The organism is Parabacteroides sp. AF39-10AC (assembly GCF_003635405.1).
Lineage (GTDB): Bacteria > Bacteroidota > Bacteroidia > Bacteroidales > Tannerellaceae > Parabacteroides > Parabacteroides distasonis.
Window position 1 is genome coordinate 96,116 of record NZ_QTLP01000014.1, and the last position, 16,738, is coordinate 112,853.

Annotated in this window: 15 protein-coding genes and 1 pseudogene; 12 read left to right on the plus strand and 4 right to left on the minus strand. The window is 47.8% G+C overall.

Going from position 1 to position 16,738, the window contains the following annotated elements:
• The first annotated feature begins 190 nt into the window (after nucleotides 1–190).
• Nucleotides 191–982 (plus strand): M48 family metallopeptidase, encoded by a 792-nt coding sequence (locus tag DW033_RS13910; RefSeq protein WP_005865607.1) that lies wholly within the window; start codon nucleotides 191–193, stop codon nucleotides 980–982.
• 45 nt (nucleotides 983–1,027) lie between these two features.
• On the opposite strand, the gene DW033_RS13915 is transcribed toward DW033_RS13910, so the two are convergent.
• Complete coding sequence (locus tag DW033_RS13915; RefSeq protein WP_122382847.1) at nucleotides 1,028–2,836, minus strand: MutS family DNA mismatch repair protein; 1,809 nt, start codon at nucleotides 2,834–2,836, stop codon at nucleotides 1,028–1,030.
• A 154-nt stretch (nucleotides 2,837–2,990) separates the two neighbouring features.
• On the opposite strand from DW033_RS13915, the gene DW033_RS13920 reads away from it, so the two are divergent.
• The 11 genes from DW033_RS13920 (at nucleotide 2,991) to DW033_RS13970 (ending at nucleotide 13,989) form a co-directional block, all read left to right on the plus strand.
• On the plus strand, nucleotides 2,991–3,824 hold the full coding sequence (locus DW033_RS13920; protein ID WP_005855233.1) for a phospholipase A: 834 nt from the start codon (nucleotides 2,991–2,993) through the stop codon (nucleotides 3,822–3,824).
• Nucleotides 3,825–3,965: 141 nt separating this feature from the next.
• Entirely contained in the window at nucleotides 3,966–5,510 is a 1,545-nt protein-coding gene (locus tag DW033_RS13925; protein WP_005855235.1) for an acyl-CoA carboxylase subunit beta, read from the plus strand.
• A 12-nt stretch (nucleotides 5,511–5,522) separates the two neighbouring features.
• Nucleotides 5,523–7,034 carry an acetyl-CoA carboxylase biotin carboxylase subunit gene (gene accC, locus DW033_RS13930; RefSeq protein WP_122382848.1) on the plus strand — a complete coding sequence of 504 codons (1,512 nt, stop codon included), beginning with the start codon at nucleotides 5,523–5,525 and terminating at the stop codon, nucleotides 7,032–7,034.
• A 17-nt stretch (nucleotides 7,035–7,051) separates the two neighbouring features.
• Nucleotides 7,052–7,576 carry a biotin/lipoyl-containing protein gene (locus tag DW033_RS13935; protein WP_036611924.1) on the plus strand — a complete coding sequence of 175 codons (525 nt, stop codon included), beginning with the start codon at nucleotides 7,052–7,054 and terminating at the stop codon, nucleotides 7,574–7,576.
• A gap of 168 nt (nucleotides 7,577–7,744) precedes the next feature.
• Nucleotides 7,745–9,172 (plus strand): sodium:proton antiporter NhaD, encoded by a 1,428-nt coding sequence (gene nhaD / locus DW033_RS13940; RefSeq protein WP_122297636.1) that lies wholly within the window; start codon nucleotides 7,745–7,747, stop codon nucleotides 9,170–9,172.
• A gap of 8 nt (nucleotides 9,173–9,180) precedes the next feature.
• On the plus strand, nucleotides 9,181–10,035 hold the full coding sequence (locus DW033_RS13945) for an ATPase (RefSeq protein WP_005865617.1): 855 nt from the start codon (nucleotides 9,181–9,183) through the stop codon (nucleotides 10,033–10,035).
• Nucleotides 10,036–10,038: 3 nt separating this feature from the next.
• Entirely contained in the window at nucleotides 10,039–10,869 is an 831-nt protein-coding gene (gene murQ, locus DW033_RS13950) for an N-acetylmuramic acid 6-phosphate etherase (protein ID WP_005855245.1), read from the plus strand.
• A 43-nt stretch (nucleotides 10,870–10,912) separates the two neighbouring features.
• A complete protein-coding gene (locus DW033_RS13955) occupies nucleotides 10,913–11,575 on the plus strand; it encodes an MgtC/SapB family protein (protein WP_005855247.1) in 663 nt (220 codons plus the stop codon).
• A 63-nt stretch (nucleotides 11,576–11,638) separates the two neighbouring features.
• Nucleotides 11,639–12,280 carry a hypothetical protein gene (locus DW033_RS13960; RefSeq protein WP_005855249.1) on the plus strand — a complete coding sequence of 214 codons (642 nt, stop codon included), beginning with the start codon at nucleotides 11,639–11,641 and terminating at the stop codon, nucleotides 12,278–12,280.
• Nucleotides 12,277–12,852, plus strand: a complete 576-nt coding sequence (locus DW033_RS13965) for a uracil-DNA glycosylase family protein (RefSeq protein ID WP_122297635.1) — start codon at nucleotides 12,277–12,279, stop codon at nucleotides 12,850–12,852. Before DW033_RS13960 ends, DW033_RS13965 begins: the two co-directional genes overlap by 4 nt.
• A gap of 207 nt (nucleotides 12,853–13,059) precedes the next feature.
• Entirely contained in the window at nucleotides 13,060–13,989 is a 930-nt protein-coding gene (locus tag DW033_RS13970) for an Abi family protein (RefSeq protein WP_303247155.1), read from the plus strand.
• A gap of 444 nt (nucleotides 13,990–14,433) precedes the next feature.
• Here the strand turns inward: DW033_RS13970 and DW033_RS13975 are convergent.
• From DW033_RS13975 to DW033_RS13990, 3 genes and pseudogenes are all read right to left on the minus strand, one after another.
• Nucleotides 14,434–14,597: pseudogene (locus DW033_RS13975) on the minus strand (Fic family protein); the annotation flags it as partial.
• A gap of 812 nt (nucleotides 14,598–15,409) precedes the next feature.
• On the minus strand, nucleotides 15,410–15,793 hold the full coding sequence (locus tag DW033_RS13985; RefSeq protein ID WP_048928325.1) for a hypothetical protein: 384 nt from the start codon (nucleotides 15,791–15,793) through the stop codon (nucleotides 15,410–15,412).
• Nucleotides 15,794–15,861: 68 nt separating this feature from the next.
• Nucleotides 15,862–16,716 (minus strand): hypothetical protein, encoded by an 855-nt coding sequence (locus DW033_RS13990; RefSeq protein WP_122297634.1) that lies wholly within the window; start codon nucleotides 16,714–16,716, stop codon nucleotides 15,862–15,864.
• Nucleotides 16,717–16,738: the final 22 nt, after the last annotated feature.

Below are 16,738 nucleotides of genomic sequence, written 5' to 3' on the forward strand. Positions count from 1 at the left end.
ACAGCTGTTAGAAGATCATGTACCAATTGGTGGATGATCATGCAACGGATGGTAGATGATGGATGTTATTGAAAGAAAAGGCTAATACTCCCTATAGAAAGAACGAAAGGGGGTGGTCGTTTTGAACAAAATGGTAGTATCTTTGCGTTATTAAAAAGAGAGTATCAGGTTTAATTTCAAGTAAAAGGATATGAGAAAAATAGCAAGTTTATTCGTGGCCTTGCTTTTATTGGCAGGCTGTTCCAGCGTACCGTTGACAGGACGTAAGCAAGTGCTGTTGGTTTCGGACCAAGAGGTGTTATCGTCCAGCCTTACCCAGTATAACGATTATATAAAGACGGCGAAGAAGTCGACGAACGCGAACAAGAGCGCTATGGTAACCCGGGTCGGCAAGAGGATAGCCGCCGCTACGGAGGACTATTTGCGGGCGAACGGGATGGCGGATGAGGTAAAAAACTTCTCTTGGGAGTTTAATTTGGTGAATGATCCGCAGGTGAACGCCTTCTGTATGCCGGGAGGCAAGATCGTGGTGTACGAGGGATTGCTGCCTTTGGTTTCCTCGGACGATGAATTGGCGGTGGTCATCGGACATGAGGTCGCCCATGCCGTAGCTAAACACAGCAATGAGCGTATGAGCCAGCAACTAATGGCCCAATATGGGGCGGCTATTTTAGGTGCGGCCGTAAGCAATAAGAGCGCGGCGGTACAGCAAGCGGCCAATACGGTATATGGTGTGGGAGCGCAGTATGGCGTAATGCTTCCTTTCTCCCGTAAGCACGAGTCGGAAGCGGATTATATGGGATTGGTATTCATGACTATGGCGGGATACAATCCGGACGTGGCAGTCAACTTCTGGCAAAAGATGTCCGCCGGAAAGAGTGGCTCTACGCCGGAATTTATGAGTACGCACCCCAGTGATGCCACTCGTATAGCGGAAATCCAAAAAGTCCTACCCGCAATCAAAACCAAATACAAAAAGTAGTTGACAGTTGACAAGTGACAGCTATTTTACCACTTGTCTCAATTTTCAATTAAACAAGATTCCCATCTTGTTCATTAAGAAACAAGCATTCATATTCTGGGCTATCCCTTCTCTTAGTTGATAAGAGAAGGATAGCTCCTCGTCTTTTATATCCGCTTCGAAGCGGTAATTCTTTATTTGTTCCGGGAACTCTTCCTCCAAAGTACCCAACACTAAATCGTGGGTGGCGATGATGCCGCAAGCCTTATAAGCGACCAGCTGTTTCATAAGGGCAAGAGAGCCTTTCTGCTTGTCGATAGAATTTGTTCCCTTCAAGATCTCGTCCAAGATGATAAATAGCTTCTCCCCGTTTTGCAGCCTGTCGATAATCATTTTCAGCCGTTTCAACTCCGCGAAGAAATAAGACTCGTTGCTAGCCAAGGAATCCGAGGTACGCAAGCTGGTAACCATGTGGGCGGGATAAACCGTCAAGGAGGCGGCACAGACCGGAGCGCCTACGCAAGCCAATAAGTAATTGACACCGATCGTCCGGAGGTATGTACTTTTTCCGGCCATATTCGCTCCAGTGATAATCAGGAACCAAGGACTTTTGCGGATATCGATATCGTTCTTTACGCAGACATCCCGGTTCAAAAGAGGATGTCCCAAAGCCTTGCCTTCCATTTGGAAATAAGTGTCGGCAATCTCCGGATAGATGTATTCCGGATGGTTGAAAGCGAAACCACCCAACGAGTTCAGCGCGTCGAAACGAGCCAGCGCATCGAACCAAAGCGGAAGTTTATCGGAGTAAGTCTGAATCCAGCGTTCCAAAAGGATGGCATGGCGTGTATCCCGCAAGTAGAAGAGATTGAAAATGATACCCGCCAAACTGAATCGTTGGTCTAATCCTCCGATATACGACGACAAGCGTTTGATAGCATGCGAGGCCAATTCCTTCTCATTCGCTAATTGCCCGCTGATCTCTTTCAGCTCTTCCGACTGGAAATTATCTTCTTCCACACATTGCATCAGCTTTGAGTACCGATTGAAAATAGACTCCATCTTATTGACGGTCGCGTAAAGCGCATTGATTTCCTTGGCTCGTCCGTAAGCGATCACTAACGTGATTAAGAAATAAATATTCAATAAACTCCCGCTGATCCAATCCAGCGAGTAAGCGATACCCAATACGATCCACAACACTGGGACCGCCCAGATCAATAGTTTCCACGGTAGGCTATCAACGAATTTATGCTTACGCTGAGTGAGTCGGTCCATAAAGTTGATATCGTTGTCTCTCGTATCTTGCGTGTCCTGCCGGATGATTCCCGTCACATAGAAATGCTGCCGTAAGGCGGATAAAGCCGCTAATTCCTTGACAGCCTCTTGCCGTTTGACGATCTCCTTCTTATCTGTCAAGGGATTCGAGAGCCAACCGGCCAGTCGTTCCCGCCCGAACCCGGTTACGGTACGATTGAGCGATTGAAACAAGGAGCGGTCTCCAAACACATCCAGATCCAAGCAGAAAGAGTGCTCGCCCGAGATCTTATCGGCCGCCCCGTCGAACGCGCTGAAATCATAGTCTAGTCCTTTTAGCTCATCCTCGTTCAGTTTGATCAAGGTCTCGGCGTATACTTTTCGTGCGTACATTTTATTATGGTACCACATCAGGAGCGCGAACGGGATGATATAAGCGAAGGTGATCCCCGTCAGCCATTGCCAACTCTCATCCCTGAATATCCATAAGGAGAGGATCGCTCCCACCACTAAAGCCAACCGGATACTCCCCATCAAATGGATCTTCTTTTTCAAATTACCCAAGCGCCGTGTATAAGCGTCGATATTTTCTTTGTAATAACTATAGACTTCTTCCATAGGCGCGAATATAGGAAAAATGAACTAACCTCTTGAATTTTGGTTTATATATTATATTCATAGGTGAAATGACCATTATTCATGTAATTTGGGCGATAAAGCCAACTGCCGTTTCCCCTATATTCGCGGACACATTTATAATTTAAGATCATTTATGAAAAAAACGATTATATCCTTTCTCTTCCTTCTTGTTTGCGGTATGGCACATTCGCAAGTTTTAGCGAAAGGGCCGGAAGAGAGTTATAATGCGGATAGTATTCGTGCGATTTTGGATAAGTCACCTTATTTTACCTTATTCAAGGACAATTATTTTATTGGCGGTATCCCTATCGGCAACAAGCCTACGGCGAGAAACTCCGACGTTAAATTCCAGTTGAGCATCGCCCAGCGTCTTACGAAAAGTAAACTCCCCTTCGATACCTATCTTTTCTTGCAATACACGCAAAAGGCTTTTTGGAATGTCTTTCAAGAGTCCTTGCCGATGCGCGACTTGAATTTTAATCCGGGTATCGGTTTGGGGCACCTTATCGTGCATAAGAATAAATATATCGGGAAAGGCTATTTGATGGTCGAGCACGAGTCGAACGGTAAAGATAGCATCTTCTCCCGAAGTTGGAACAAGATCACCCTAGCGGCGGCTGTCCTGTTGAATAAGAACTGGGAAGTTCAATTCAAGGGCTGGATACCGATCGTGGACGGCAAGGAAAATAAAGACATCCTTAAATATAATGGTATATTCCAAGTAGCCGCTAATTACCGGACAGACAACAGGCGCTTTAACTGCGGGGTTATCTTGACCAAACGAAAGACTTGGTTCAGCTTTAACACTCAGATCGAGTTGAGCTATAAGTTTAATAATAACGAGAACCAATATTTCTTCCTGCAATATTATAATGGTTACGGTGAGAACCTTTTGGAATACAATCAATACAAAAGCATGCTGCGGATCGGTTTCGTGATCAAGCCGCAAGATTTCAGTATTTACTAAAAAATATCCTTCTTGATAGATCTCATTGATCGGGCGATAGATGTAATATATGATACATTTCGTTTCTTTAGGAAACAATACATTTACAGACTTTGTTTTCTAATATATTGAACGTTTCCCGGATAATTAAAGAGATACGCCATGAAGGAAAAAATTGAACAATTAAAAGCTCTCAACCACAAAGCTGAGTTAGGGGGCGGAGAAGACCGCATTGCGAAGCAACATGCGGCAGGTAAACTAACCGCTAGAGAAAGAATCGAACTACTATTGGAAAAAGGTAGTTTCGTGGAAATCGACAAGTTCGTGACACATACGTGCCATGAGTTCGGTTTAGAAAAACAGCGTCCATTAGGGGATGGCGTGGTCACCGGTTACGGAATGATCGGGCAACGCACGGTATTTGTTTTCGCTCAGGACTTCACGGTATTCGGTGGAGCCTTGTCCGAGACGTATGCCCGTAAGATCTGTAAGATCATGGACATGGCAACGGAACTAGGCGCTCCGGTGATCGGGTTGAACGATTCGGGAGGCGCACGTATTCAAGAAGGAGTTCGTTCCTTGGCGGGATACGCCGAGATATTCCTCCGGAACTCGTTGGCTTCGGGCGTGATCCCGCAGATTAGCGCCATTATGGGCCCGTGTGCGGGTGGAGCGGTTTACTCGCCGGCGTTGACGGACTTTATCTTTATGGTAAAACAAACGAGCTATATGTTTATCACCGGCCCGGAGGTCGTGAAAAGCGTGACGCAAGAAGAGGTTACGATGGAGAATCTGGGAGGCTCGGAAGTGCATAGCACCCGTTCCGGAGTGGCTCATTGCACGGCGGATAACGATATGGATTGTATCTTGAAGATACGTGAGTTGATGTCGTTCTTGCCGAATAATAATATGGAAGAGCCGCCATTCGTTCCTACTACCGATAGCCCGAACCGCATCGATCCGCAATTGGATCTGCTGGTTCCTACCAATCCCAACCAGCCGTACGACATGAAGGAACTGATCCTTTCCGTGGCTGATGATCAAAACTTCTTCGAGATACAAGAGGAATATGCCAAGAACATCATTATCGGTTATATCCGTTTGAATGGAAAGACGATCGGTGTCGTGGCGAATCAACCTGCCGCATTGGCCGGTACGCTGGATATCAATGCGTCCGTAAAGGCGGCCCGTTTCGTCCGTTTCTGCGACGCGTTTAATATACCGTTGTTGACGCTGGTGGATGTACCGGGTTTCTTGCCGGGCGTGAACCAAGAGTACGAGGGGATTATCCGTCATGGCGCTAAGTTATTGTACGCATATTGCGAGGCTACCGTGCCGAAAGTGACCGTCATTACCCGAAAAGCTTACGGCGGCGCTTACGACGTGATGAGCTCCAAGCATATCCGGGGCGATATCAACTTCGCTTATCCAACCGCCGAGATCGCTGTCATGGGACCGGATGGTGCCGTGAATATCTTGTTCCGTAAGGATTTGAAGACCGCGGAAGATCCCGAAGGCAAACGGAAGGAATTGCAAGCCGATTACCGGGAGAAGTTCGCTAACCCGTACCGGGCCGCTGAGTTAGGCTATGTAGACGAGATCATCGAGCCGTCTATCACACGCAGCCGCTTGATCCGTAGTTTTGAGTTGCTGGCCAACAAACGGCAATCCAATCCTCCGAAGAAGCATTCCAATATTCCTCTTTAAAAACGAATCCTTATGATAAAGAAAGTATTAGTAGCCAATCGTGGCGAGATAGCGATGCGGATATTCCGCACCTGCCGGGTGATGAACATCCCGACCGTAGCGATCTATACGCATGTGGATCGCGGAGCATTACATGTACGTTATGCGGAGGAAGCTTACTGCATCTCGGAAGATGAAGCGGATACCTCTTACTTGAAGCCGGACTTGATCCTTGAGATCGCCAAGAAGACAGGAGCCGCCATTCATCCGGGTTACGGCTTTTTGTCGGAGAATGCCGACTTCGCTCGTCGTTGCGAGGAGGAGGGCGTGATCTTTATCGGCCCGAGCGCCGACGTGATCGCGAAGATGGGTATCAAGACCGAGGCCCGTAAGATCATGAAAGAAGCCGGTGTGCCGGTTGTACCCGGAACGGAAAAACCGGTGACGGACATAGAGGATGCCAAGAAGGTAGCCGCCGAGGTGGGTTATCCGATTATGCTAAAGGCGCTTGCCGGAGGCGGTGGAAAGGGTATGCGCTTGGTGCATGGCGAGGATGAGATGGAAGCGGCTTTCCGTATGTCTCGTTCCGAGGCTGCCAACTCGTTCGGGAACGACGCCATCTATATCGAGAAGTATATCGAGAACCCCCATCACATCGAGGTGCAGGTACTCGGGGATAAATATGGGAACGTGATCCATCTGTATGAGCGTGAGTGCTCTATCCAGCGCCGTAACCAGAAAGTGATCGAGGAAGCGCCCTCTCCATTCGTGAAGGAGGCCGCTCGCCAGAAGATGTTGGCCGTAGCGGTGGAGGCTTGCAAGAAAATCGGTTACTACAGTGCCGGGACGTTGGAGTTCATGATGGATAAGGACCAGAACTTCTATTTCCTCGAGATGAATACCCGCCTTCAAGTGGAGCATCTGGTGACGGAGGAGACAACGGGCGTGGACTTGGTTCGCGATATGATCTTGGTGGCCGCAGGAAATCGTCTGCCTTATAAGCAGGAAGATGTGGCTTGCCGGGGGCATGCCTTGGAATGCCGTATCTATGCGGAGGACCCGGAAAATAACTTTATGCCCTCTCCGGGCGTGATCAAGGTGCGTGAGGCTCCCGAGGGACGTAACGTACGTCTGGATAGCGCCGCTTACGCCGGTTTCGAGGTGTCCTTGCATTACGATCCGATGATCGCCAAGCTTTGCACATGGGGCCGGACCCGTGAGTCCGCCATCTCGAATATGATACGTGCCTTGCGGGAATACAAGATCTTGGGAATCAAGACAACGATTCCGTTCCACCTGCGTGTGTTGCATAATGCGACCTTCTTGAAGGGGAATTACGATACGACCTTTATCGACACCAAGTTCGATAAGGAAGACTTGAAGCGTCGCCAGAATAGCGACCCGACCGTCGCCGTGATCGCCGCCGCCTTGAAGCATTACGAGGAGGAGAAAGAGGCGGCCGCCCGTGCGACGACCGTTCCGCTGGTAGGGGAGTCCCTGTGGAAGCACTACGGGAAGTTACAAATGTTGGCCAATAACTTTTAATGAGAGGAGGAATGATTATGTCAAAGGCTTTAGCGACTTATTTTGCCACGGTTAACGATATTCCCGACACAGAGTTCAAGGTAGAGATTCTGGAAGACGGGCCTATCAAGAAAGTATCCGTAAACGGTACCGTTTATGATGTAGATTACAATCTGGGCGGAGATACGATCCACTCGATCATCATGAACCATAAATCTCATGGCGTACAAATATCCAGTGTTGGAGATTCCACCTATGAGGTAAAGAATAAAGGTGATTATTTCCAAGTACAGGTGATTGACGAGTTGAAGAAATTACGCCTGTCGAGAACCAGTTCCAAGACGGTCGGCCGTCAGGTCATACAGGCCCAGATGCCGGGCGTGATCCAGAAGGTATATGTCAAGGTAGGCGATGAGGTCAAGGCGGGAGACCCGCTTTGCGTATTGGTTGCCATGAAGATGGAGAACGAGATCCGTACGCCGATCGATGGAGTGGTGAAAGAGGTGTATATCAATGAGACGGACAAGGTCTCCGTGGGTGATAAGATGTTGGTTGTAGAGTGAATTGTCTCGGGGTTATAGTTTTCCCTCGAGAGAATAGGAAAGGAATCGGAGTAGTCCGGTTCCTTTCGCATGTTTGGTAAAATTATCTTAAAAAACATTCTGTTTTTCTATCGTGTTACAGAGTTATTATTTCTACATTTGTAGCGTTTAAACCTAAATCATGAAGTTATGTTGACAGCAATGGTCATTGTGTTCCTTGTCGGTTATTTGATGATCGCATTGGAACATCCTCTAAAGATAAACAAGGCGGGAACGGCTTTGCTTATCGGTACGGTCTTATGGGTTATGTACACGTACGCAGCCCCGTTTTTCATCCCGAGGGCCTCGGCAGAGGAATTCAGCTTGTTCTTGGAATCGTTCCCCTCTTTGGGTTCTTTAACGTTTAAGGAACAATGTACCCGGTTCGTCGTGGAGCATCAGGTTCTGGATAGTATCGGAGAGATCGCCGAGACGCTTATATTCCTGATCGGGGCGATGATAACCGTGGAGCTGATCGATGCCCATGGCGGTTTCATGTTTATCACGAATCATATTACCACGAAGAAAAAGAAGAAACTGCTGGTGTTGATTGCCGTGATCACGTTCTTTATGTCGGCCGTGTTGGACAACCTTACGACCTCGATCGTCATGATCATGTTGATCCGTAAGTTGCTCGGGAATTATAAAGAGCGGTGGGTGTTCGGCAGTATCATTATTATAGCGGCGAATAGCGGTGGCGCTTGGTCACCGATCGGCGACGTGACTACGATCATGCTTTGGGTAAGGGGAAATATCTCCACCTCATCCACGATCCCCCATTTGATCCTGCCGAGTATCGTATCGGCGTTGATCCCGGTCTTGATCGCCATGCGTTTCTTGCATGGCAACGTGACGCCCCCTAATGCGTTCTCGCAAATGGAGGCGGACAATGAGTTGCTGAAGAAATTGAAGGATAAGGAGAAGTTATCGATCTTGATCATCGGTGTGTTGTGTTTATTGTTCGTGCCTGTATTCAAGACGGTTACTCATCTTCCCCCGTTTATGGGTATCTTGATGGGAGTGGGTATTCTTTGGTTTTATACGGAGATGCTATACGCTCGTAAACCGATCGACGAGGACTTGAAATTGCGTTTGTCCAAGGTGGTTCACCGTATAGACGGGGCGACCTTGTTATTCTTCCTCGGAATCCTTTTGGCGGTGGATGCCTTGCGTTGCAGCGGCGTATTGTCGGATTTCGCTTTCTGGCTGGACGATACGGTAGGCAATGTGTATGCGGTGAACCTGATTATCGGCGCCTTATCGTCTATCGTGGATAATGTTCCGTTGGTAGCGGGGGCTATCGGTATGTACCCGGTGGCTACGGACGCTATGGTGGCTGCGGCGACTGATCCGGCTTATCTGGCGAACTTCATGCAAGACGGCGTGTTCTGGCAGTTCTTGGCTTATTGCGCAGGAGTAGGTGGAAGTATGTTGATCATCGGTTCCGCCGCCGGAGTCGTCGTGATGGGCTTGGAACGGATCAATTTTATTTGGTACTTGAAGAATATCTCTCTGTTGGCCTTGGCGGGATATTTGTCCGGCGCGGTGGTATATATTCTCCAGAACTTAATATTCTAAATAAGTATATGATATTAATTGCGGATAGCGGATCTACGAAGACGGAGTGGTGCCTGGCGGATCAAGGCAGACCGGTCCGTACGGTCGTGACAGCGGGTACCAATCCTTATTTCCAGACACGGGAGGAGATTGCCGGAGAAATCCGGGGTGCCTTATTGCCTGCGTTGAGGGGTGAGCGGATCGATGCCATTTACTTCTATGGCGCCGGTTGCGCCTTCCCGGAGAAGAACCGGATCGTGGAAGAGGCGATTACGCCTTATATCCCGGCTCCCATAGAGGTGTATAGTGACTTGATGGCGGCTGCTCGTGCCTTATGCGGGAGCCGTCCGGGAATCGCCTGTATATTGGGGACGGGATCGAATTCTTGTCTGTATGACGGGACGGAGATAACGGAGCATATCTCTCCCTTGGGATTCATTCTGGGGGATGAGGGTAGTGGCGCCGTGCTCGGGAAGTTATTGGTAGGGGATTGCTTGAAGCGTCAGTTGCCGGCGCCTTTGGTTCAGAAGTTTATGGATCAATATGAGTTGACGCCCGCCTTATTGTTGGAGCGGGTATATAAACAACCTTTCCCGAATCGTTTCTTGGCTACCTTATCCCGTTTCTTGTTGGAGAATATCACCGAGCAACCGATTTATAATTTGGTCTATACGAGTTTCCGTAGCTTTTTCCTCCGTAACGTGGCGTTATATCCGGGAGCTGATACGTACCCGATTCATTTCGTAGGCTCTATCGCCTATTATTATCAGGAGGTATTGAAAGCTGCGGCCTTATCCTTAGACTTGAAGGTCGGTACGGTCGTACAGGCTCCCATGAACGGATTGATCCGGTATCATTTTACGAACGAAGAAAAAAATGAATGAGTTATGGCATTTCAAAAGATAACCGAGTCGGAATCGTTGTACGATAATCTGGATCAGATGTCTGTCCGGGAGTTGCTGGAAGGCATCAATAACGAGGACCGGAAAGTGGCGATCGCCGTTGGCCGGGAGATCCCGAAGATCGAGAAACTGGTAACCCGTATCGTAGAGCGGATGCGGAGAGGCGGTAGGCTCTTCTATATCGGGGCGGGTACGAGTGGTCGCTTGGGTGTCTTGGACGCCTCCGAGATCCCTCCCACGTACGGTATGCCGAATACCTTGGTGATCGGTTTGATCGCCGGCGGTGACCGGGCGCTCCGGAATCCAGTGGAGTCGGCGGAAGACGATCTGGATAAGGCTTGGGAGGAACTTCAACAATATCATATCAATACGAACGATACCTTGGTGGGGATAGCCGCCTCGGGTACGACTCCCTACGTGATTGGCGCCCTGCGTAAGGCACGCTCCGAGGGAATCCTGACGGCCTCTATCTCCTGCAACCCGGACTCCCCGATGGCGGCGGAGGCGGAGATCGCCATCGAGCCGGTAGTAGGTCCGGAGTTCGTCACCGGAAGTACGCGGATGAAGAGCGGTACGGCCCAGAAGATGGTGCTGAATATGATCACGACCTCCACGATGATCAAGCTTGGCCGGGTGAAGGGGAACCGGATGGTGAACATGCAACTGACCAACCAAAAATTGGTGGATCGTGGCACCCGTATGATCATGGAAGAGCTTCGTCTGGATTACGAGCAGAGCAAGAATCTCCTGCTCCTACATGGCTCCGTCCGGGAGGCGATCGATTCTTATCACCGTGAATGGCGGCTGAATCAATAAATAATTCCTATCTTTCGGGGTAAAACCTAAAAGATCGTTGATTATGATGTGGGATTTCATACTAAGACTTTTCGTGGCAGGTATTCTGGGCGCCGTTGTCGGGCTAGACCGTGAGTACCGTGCGAAGGAGGCGGGTTACCGGACTCACTTCCTTGTTTCGTTGGGTAGCGCGTTGATCATGGTTGTCTCCCAATATGGCTTCCAAGATGTCATCCTAGAGAATAGCGTAAGTCTCGATCCGAGCCGTGTGGCCGCCCAAGTGGTGAGTGGCATCGGTTTCATCGGGGCGGGTACGATCATCATCCAGAAACAATTCGTGCGGGGATTGACTACCGCCGCCGGTATCTGGGCGACCGCCGGTATCGGTCTGGCCGTCGGCTCAGGCATGTACGGGCTCGGTATCGCCGCCACTTTGTTGACGCTCGCCGGGCTGGAGCTGTTGAGCGTTATTTTTAAAAGCATTGGGATGCGAAGTTCCTTGGTGGTATTCTCTACCTCCGACAAGGAGGCGATCAACCGGATCGCCCGTGTTATCTACGAGAAAGGTTTCCTGCTGGTAAGCTATGACATGAAAAGACTGGGGCATCAGGAGAAGGACGAGTACGTCGTCAGCATCGTGTTGAAGGCCCGTAAAAACACGGAGGAAAGTCCACTGTTGCTATTGATGGAGCAATTTCCGGAGGTTACGGTGGAGAGAATTGAATAGTTATTCTGCATTGGCGGTAAGTTTTTGTATATTTGCGGCTCGAAACTATTTAATAATCGTACGATGAATTTTATTTCTAAGCTATTCAAGAAGAACGTATCTGAGGCGGAAGAGGCCGGCAAAGGTTCCGTGGAGGAGTTCGTATCTTTAATCCGTGTATATTATCAAGCCGTTATGGCCGTGAACTTGGGTATCACCAACTTGAACATGCTCGCCGATATGGCTTTGTTCAAACGCATGTTGAAGATACCGACCCAGAATAACAAATTGGGTGTCGCCGAGAAATCCCGTGTGCGCAAGGTGTTGATGGAGGATTACGGCCTAAGCGAGGCTTTCTTCAAGGAGATCGATAGCTCGGTGAAGAAGAACTGCAAGAACCAGAACGATATCAAGACGTATTTCTTCATGTTCCAAGGTTTCTGCAATGACTTGTTCAACTTGCTTGGCAATCTGATGCAGTGGAAGTTCCGCTTCTCTATGCTGGTGAAGAAGTTGCTGTATAATATGACGACGAAGACGGTTCACGATATCTTGACCAAGTCCGAGTGGAAGGATATCAGCGTGCAGAAGGCCGCATGGAGCGTGCGTAAGTATGCCGAGAAACTAGGCTACTCCGAGCAATGGATCACGGACTTCGTGTATAACGTCGTGCTTCTGGCGAAAGAGGACCAGAAGAAGGAACTCAAAAAGAACAAGGAAGCATGACCACCGAGCTGCATCCGCTAGGCTTCTTCCTCCCGGAGAATACGAGATTGCTGATGCTGGGAAGTTTCCCGCCTCCAAAAGCTCGTTGGAGCATGGATTTTTACTACCCGAATATCCAGAATGATATGTGGCGCATCCTTGGCTTGATTTTCTATGGGAACAAGGATGCGTTCCTGCAAGACAAGAAGGCGTTCAGCGAGGAGAAGGCGAAGGCTTTCTGCCGGGAGAAGGGGATCGGGATCGGTGATACCGCCATGGAGGTGATCCGCTTGAAAGCGAACGCCTCCGATAAGTTCCTTGAGGTGGTACGGCCGATCGATCCGGAAAAGGTCTTGTCCCAGATACCGGAATGCGTGGCGATCGTGGTAACCGGGCAGAAAGCGATGGATACCCTCCTCTCCGTATTGCCCGGCACGGAGGAGCCGAAAGTGGGCTCTTCCACGGAGTTCACTTGTATGGGGAGGCAGATGCGCCTGTTCCGCATGCCCTCATCCTCCCGTGCCTACCCGAGGCCGTTGGAGGAGAAGGCCGCTATTTACCGAGGGATGTTCGAGACTTTGGGGATGGTGTGATGAACCACTATTTACTTATTCAAAATGCCTTGCCCTTGCAGGGGACTGAATTATAGAAAAAACGTAATGCACAAATACTTTTTTGTATAACCTTTGTAGATTCAGATAAAAGTATTACCTTCGCAAGCAATATGACCTCCCACGCTTCCCGTAGAACAGCGCACCCGGGGAGGTCTTCGAGTTTTTATATGGTAACTTCTGATAAAATTGACCGATAAAATTGATTATACAAAGAAGCCGTTGACTATCGCCGAGCAAATTGCACGGCTAAAACAACGGGGGCTTATTTTCGATGATGAAAGCGAGGCAACCTTTTATCTTTTCAACATTAGCTACTATCGGCTTCGTGCTTACACTTATCCGTTCCAAGAGAACGGTGAAGATTGCGACCATAACTTTACCCGTAAAGATATTCACTTTGAGGACATCATTGCCCTTTATTGCTTCGATCGCAGACTGCGCTCACTCATTTTCAATGCAATTGAAAAGATTGAAGTGGCGGTACGCACAAAGGTTGTACAAGTTTATGCCGAAAGCACAGGCAATAGTCATTGGTACGATGATGAAAGTTTGTATCGCTTCGGCTATGACGACTTGATGGAACATATCGAAGCGGACGTAAACCGTAGCAACGAGGATTTTATCAAGCATTACAACTCCAAATACAATGACCCGCCGATGCCACCAAGTTGGATGGCGCTCGAAGTGGTGTCGTTTACCACATTGAGTCGCTTGTTCCAATCCTTAAAGTTAGACAACCGCAAAGAGGATATCACCGAACAATTTGGCTTGAAGAAAGTGGCTATCTTGGAGAATTGGCTACACGCCATATCCAATCTTCGCAACTGTTGCGCTCACCACAGCCGCGTTTGGAATCGCCGCTTTATGGTCAGCGTGACCTTACCATACAACACTCTTTATCTGTTTATGGATAGAACCACAATCGGACAAATTCGCACAAACAAGTTGTTTGCCGTGCTTTCTTGTATCGCCTATATCCTTGACATCATTAGTCCCGGTAGCGACTTCAAAAAGCATATCAAAGAATTGCTTAAGTCTGATTGTCATCTGCTCGAACTTAAAGATATGGGATTCCCGAAGTATTGGCAATCCCTCCCGGTTTGGCGAGAAAAATAGCAAACTTTGCGTCTTAAAGCGCACCCCGATAGTTTACCTCTTTACTTTTGGTAGCCCTTGACTCGTCAAGCTATCTGGTTTGTTTTTATATACCCCTCACCAAGTTTTTCTTGTGCTATAAACTTTTCTCTTTTGTAATACAGATCTTGTACCTATGTGTGGGGACTGTATTAGAGAAGATATACTCTCTCATGGGGACATGTCTGGGGACTAATTCAGTACCACCTTAAAAGCTTCTTCTTTTCCGTTTGAGGCATATAGCTTCAAGACAGGTATAACACTACGAGGTCCTGCGTTTAGGATGATTGAGTAAGTATCTCCTTGGGATAAATCGATTTGAGTGGTATAGGTGCCACTTGTTTCGGAGGAACTTTCAGATGCGGATTAGACGCTGTTTGTGGATGCGAATGAGAATTTTCGGATGCGTCTGTTTCGCATGCCCTCTTCCTCCCGTCCAAACATACAGGAAACGATATGCTCCTCATGGGTGCGATACCGGCCAATCTCTATTTGCGAGCCCTCACTGAAACCGGTTGGAAGAATGCGGCCTGCCATGCACAAATATTCTCTTTAGTCAGCGGCCGGTCATAATGGCTTACATATTTTAAGTACTTGATGCGACATTAGAACAGGAGAAACGTCGCAATATTCACGACGTTATTCAGCTTAAAACGTCTGATTATGGAGTTTAATGCACGAACTTATTTCCATTGAGGATGCAAGATACAGTTGTAGCATCTTATCGCCGTAAGATGTATGATCTTACTGTTGTAGGATGTATGATCTTACCGTTGTAAGATGTATCATCTTTCACGGATACTTGACATCTCCTTGTCTTGCGTCTTTTAGCAAAGTGACAGTTTGTAAATTTAAGTCCCGGAGAATCGATTCTTTCGGGCAAAGATGCGGTATGCTCCCGAAAACGAAAGAAAAAAGCGACAATCGATTGGTTGATAGGGCAATGCTGGAAAACGGCCTTTTATTCTAGCGGGATTTATTCATCGTATTTCATGTTTTGGGGGCAGGAAGGGAAGAAAAACGGTGCTACAATAGGGTTATAACAGGGTAAGAATGCCCATTTGCGACTACTCATAACCCTATTCTTGACTACTTACGATGCCCAACGGCAGTATCGGCCTAGCCTAACACGACCAGTCGTGTAGGCTTTTGGTGCCTATCAGAGGTGAAAAACGCTCTGTTTTAACAAAAAAGTACTTTTATGGCTATTTCTTTCTCGCTAGTTTGTTTCGTTTGTAAAATGAGTGTGTTATAGTAAGTGCTTTATATTGATCATAAAGATTGTTTGGTGTCAATTTTGCAGATAGAAGGATATTTTTAGGGAAGGTGCCATATAGCATAAAAAGGCGAGACTTGATAGCCTCGCCTTTTGTTTGGGTGGTGATTAAAAGATATTCTAGGATTAATTTTTTGTTTTAAATCCAATATGTCCACCATTATAAAAAGTTACAACATCACCAATGCTAATTTGGCCATAACCATTTATTGTTACTGTATGGTCATCGCTCATATCTGTAACGGTGTAATTACCGCTAGGAACAAAATAGAACCATATACTCATATAGGTTACACTTCCGTGGATCATATTTTTACCACCTGTTTCAGATGTGAGTTCAATCCATCCTCCGGTATATTCTGGATTTGAAGTTACTACGACTTTGCCATAGCCACTAGGAGTGGCAGCTTCATAAGTCATAGGATGAGGACCTAGAACTCCATTTGCTGCTATTACCTCTGTTGTTATTGCGAATAAAAGAACTGCTAAAAATAAAAATGCTCGTTTCATAATGATATAAATTAAAAGTTTAACATAGAGGAATAGGGGTTAGACCCTTATTCCTCGAATTCTTGTCCTTATTCCTTGGCCTTGAACATCCAGAACCAAGCCGTACCTCCTTCGCCTGCGCCAGCCTCGGGAGCGCAAAGATATAGATGGTTGTCATCTGATACTAGGATGTGGTAATTATACTCGGGTGCGTTGTCCGAGTTTGGTTGGACTCCTAATAAAGGATTCGTACCGGAGAATGACAGCGTGCCGACATCCCAGCCTTCCTTGGCTATGGCAGAGAGATCCCAAGAGATGTTACCACTTTCGCCACGGCTCATCTCTACTTTCTTCCCATTCAAGGTGAATGTCATCCATCCTTTTTCGAGGGTATCATCCGGATAACCTTTTTCAATACATTGATTATCGAAAGCTTCGTTTGTATTACCTGACGCTATATCCTCGAATTTCCACCAACCCGGGCCGCTGTCACTCATATAACCACCATTACCCCAGTAATTAGGAGCGTCCGTTGTATCCCAAACCCACGTGCGGCTATTGTATTCCGGACCGAAGAGCTGCTTGTAGATAGAAGGAACGTCGACGTATTCACTAATTGTCACATCTTGTGAATAAGATACGATCGAGCCGTCTTGGTTCATAGCCCGGACGGTCAAGCTCGTGAGGGGAGGAGTGCCAATGATGGAACCCTCGGTTCCGGTGGCTAGGATGGCCCCGTCTTGATCCAATACCTGTACGGTCAGCGTGGGATTGGTGGAGAAGGTGAACTTGTTTTGTCCGACCGTCGTTTGCGTAAGCTCTACACGGGCTTGCAGATCCGTTTCTGTTATGCTCGCTGCTATGGAGCCTTCTTCCTCTATCGTAGGATCGCAGGCGGTGAGGAGCATCGCGAATAGCGGGATAGCTATACTATATTTCTTCATGATTTTCTAATTAAAAGTTTGA

Bases quoted from the DNA above. Each gene is read 5' to 3' on its own strand.
- DW033_RS13935 (WP_036611924.1), top strand. From the start codon at position 7,052: ATGTCAAAGGCTTTAGCGACTTATTTTGCCACGGTTAACGATATTCCC.
- DW033_RS13985 (WP_048928325.1), bottom strand. From the start codon at position 15,793: ATGAAACGAGCATTTTTATTTTTAGCAGTTCTTTTATTCGCAATAACA.
- DW033_RS13965 (WP_122297635.1), top strand. From the start codon at position 12,277: ATGACCACCGAGCTGCATCCGCTAGGCTTCTTCCTCCCGGAGAATACG.
- DW033_RS13925 (WP_005855235.1), top strand. From the start codon at position 3,966: ATGAAGGAAAAAATTGAACAATTAAAAGCTCTCAACCACAAAGCTGAG.
- nhaD (WP_122297636.1), top strand. From the start codon at position 7,745: ATGTTGACAGCAATGGTCATTGTGTTCCTTGTCGGTTATTTGATGATC.
- murQ (WP_005855245.1), top strand. From the start codon at position 10,039: ATGGCATTTCAAAAGATAACCGAGTCGGAATCGTTGTACGATAATCTG.
- DW033_RS13945 (WP_005865617.1), top strand. From the start codon at position 9,181: ATGATATTAATTGCGGATAGCGGATCTACGAAGACGGAGTGGTGCCTG.
- DW033_RS13915 (WP_122382847.1), bottom strand. From the start codon at position 2,836: ATGGAAGAAGTCTATAGTTATTACAAAGAAAATATCGACGCTTATACA.
- DW033_RS13955 (WP_005855247.1), top strand. From the start codon at position 10,913: ATGATGTGGGATTTCATACTAAGACTTTTCGTGGCAGGTATTCTGGGC.
- DW033_RS13990 (WP_122297634.1), bottom strand. From the start codon at position 16,716: ATGAAGAAATATAGTATAGCTATCCCGCTATTCGCGATGCTCCTCACC.
- DW033_RS13910 (WP_005865607.1), top strand. From the start codon at position 191: ATGAGAAAAATAGCAAGTTTATTCGTGGCCTTGCTTTTATTGGCAGGC.
- DW033_RS13920 (WP_005855233.1), top strand. From the start codon at position 2,991: ATGAAAAAAACGATTATATCCTTTCTCTTCCTTCTTGTTTGCGGTATG.
- DW033_RS13960 (WP_005855249.1), top strand. From the start codon at position 11,639: ATGAATTTTATTTCTAAGCTATTCAAGAAGAACGTATCTGAGGCGGAA.
- accC (WP_122382848.1), top strand. From the start codon at position 5,523: ATGATAAAGAAAGTATTAGTAGCCAATCGTGGCGAGATAGCGATGCGG.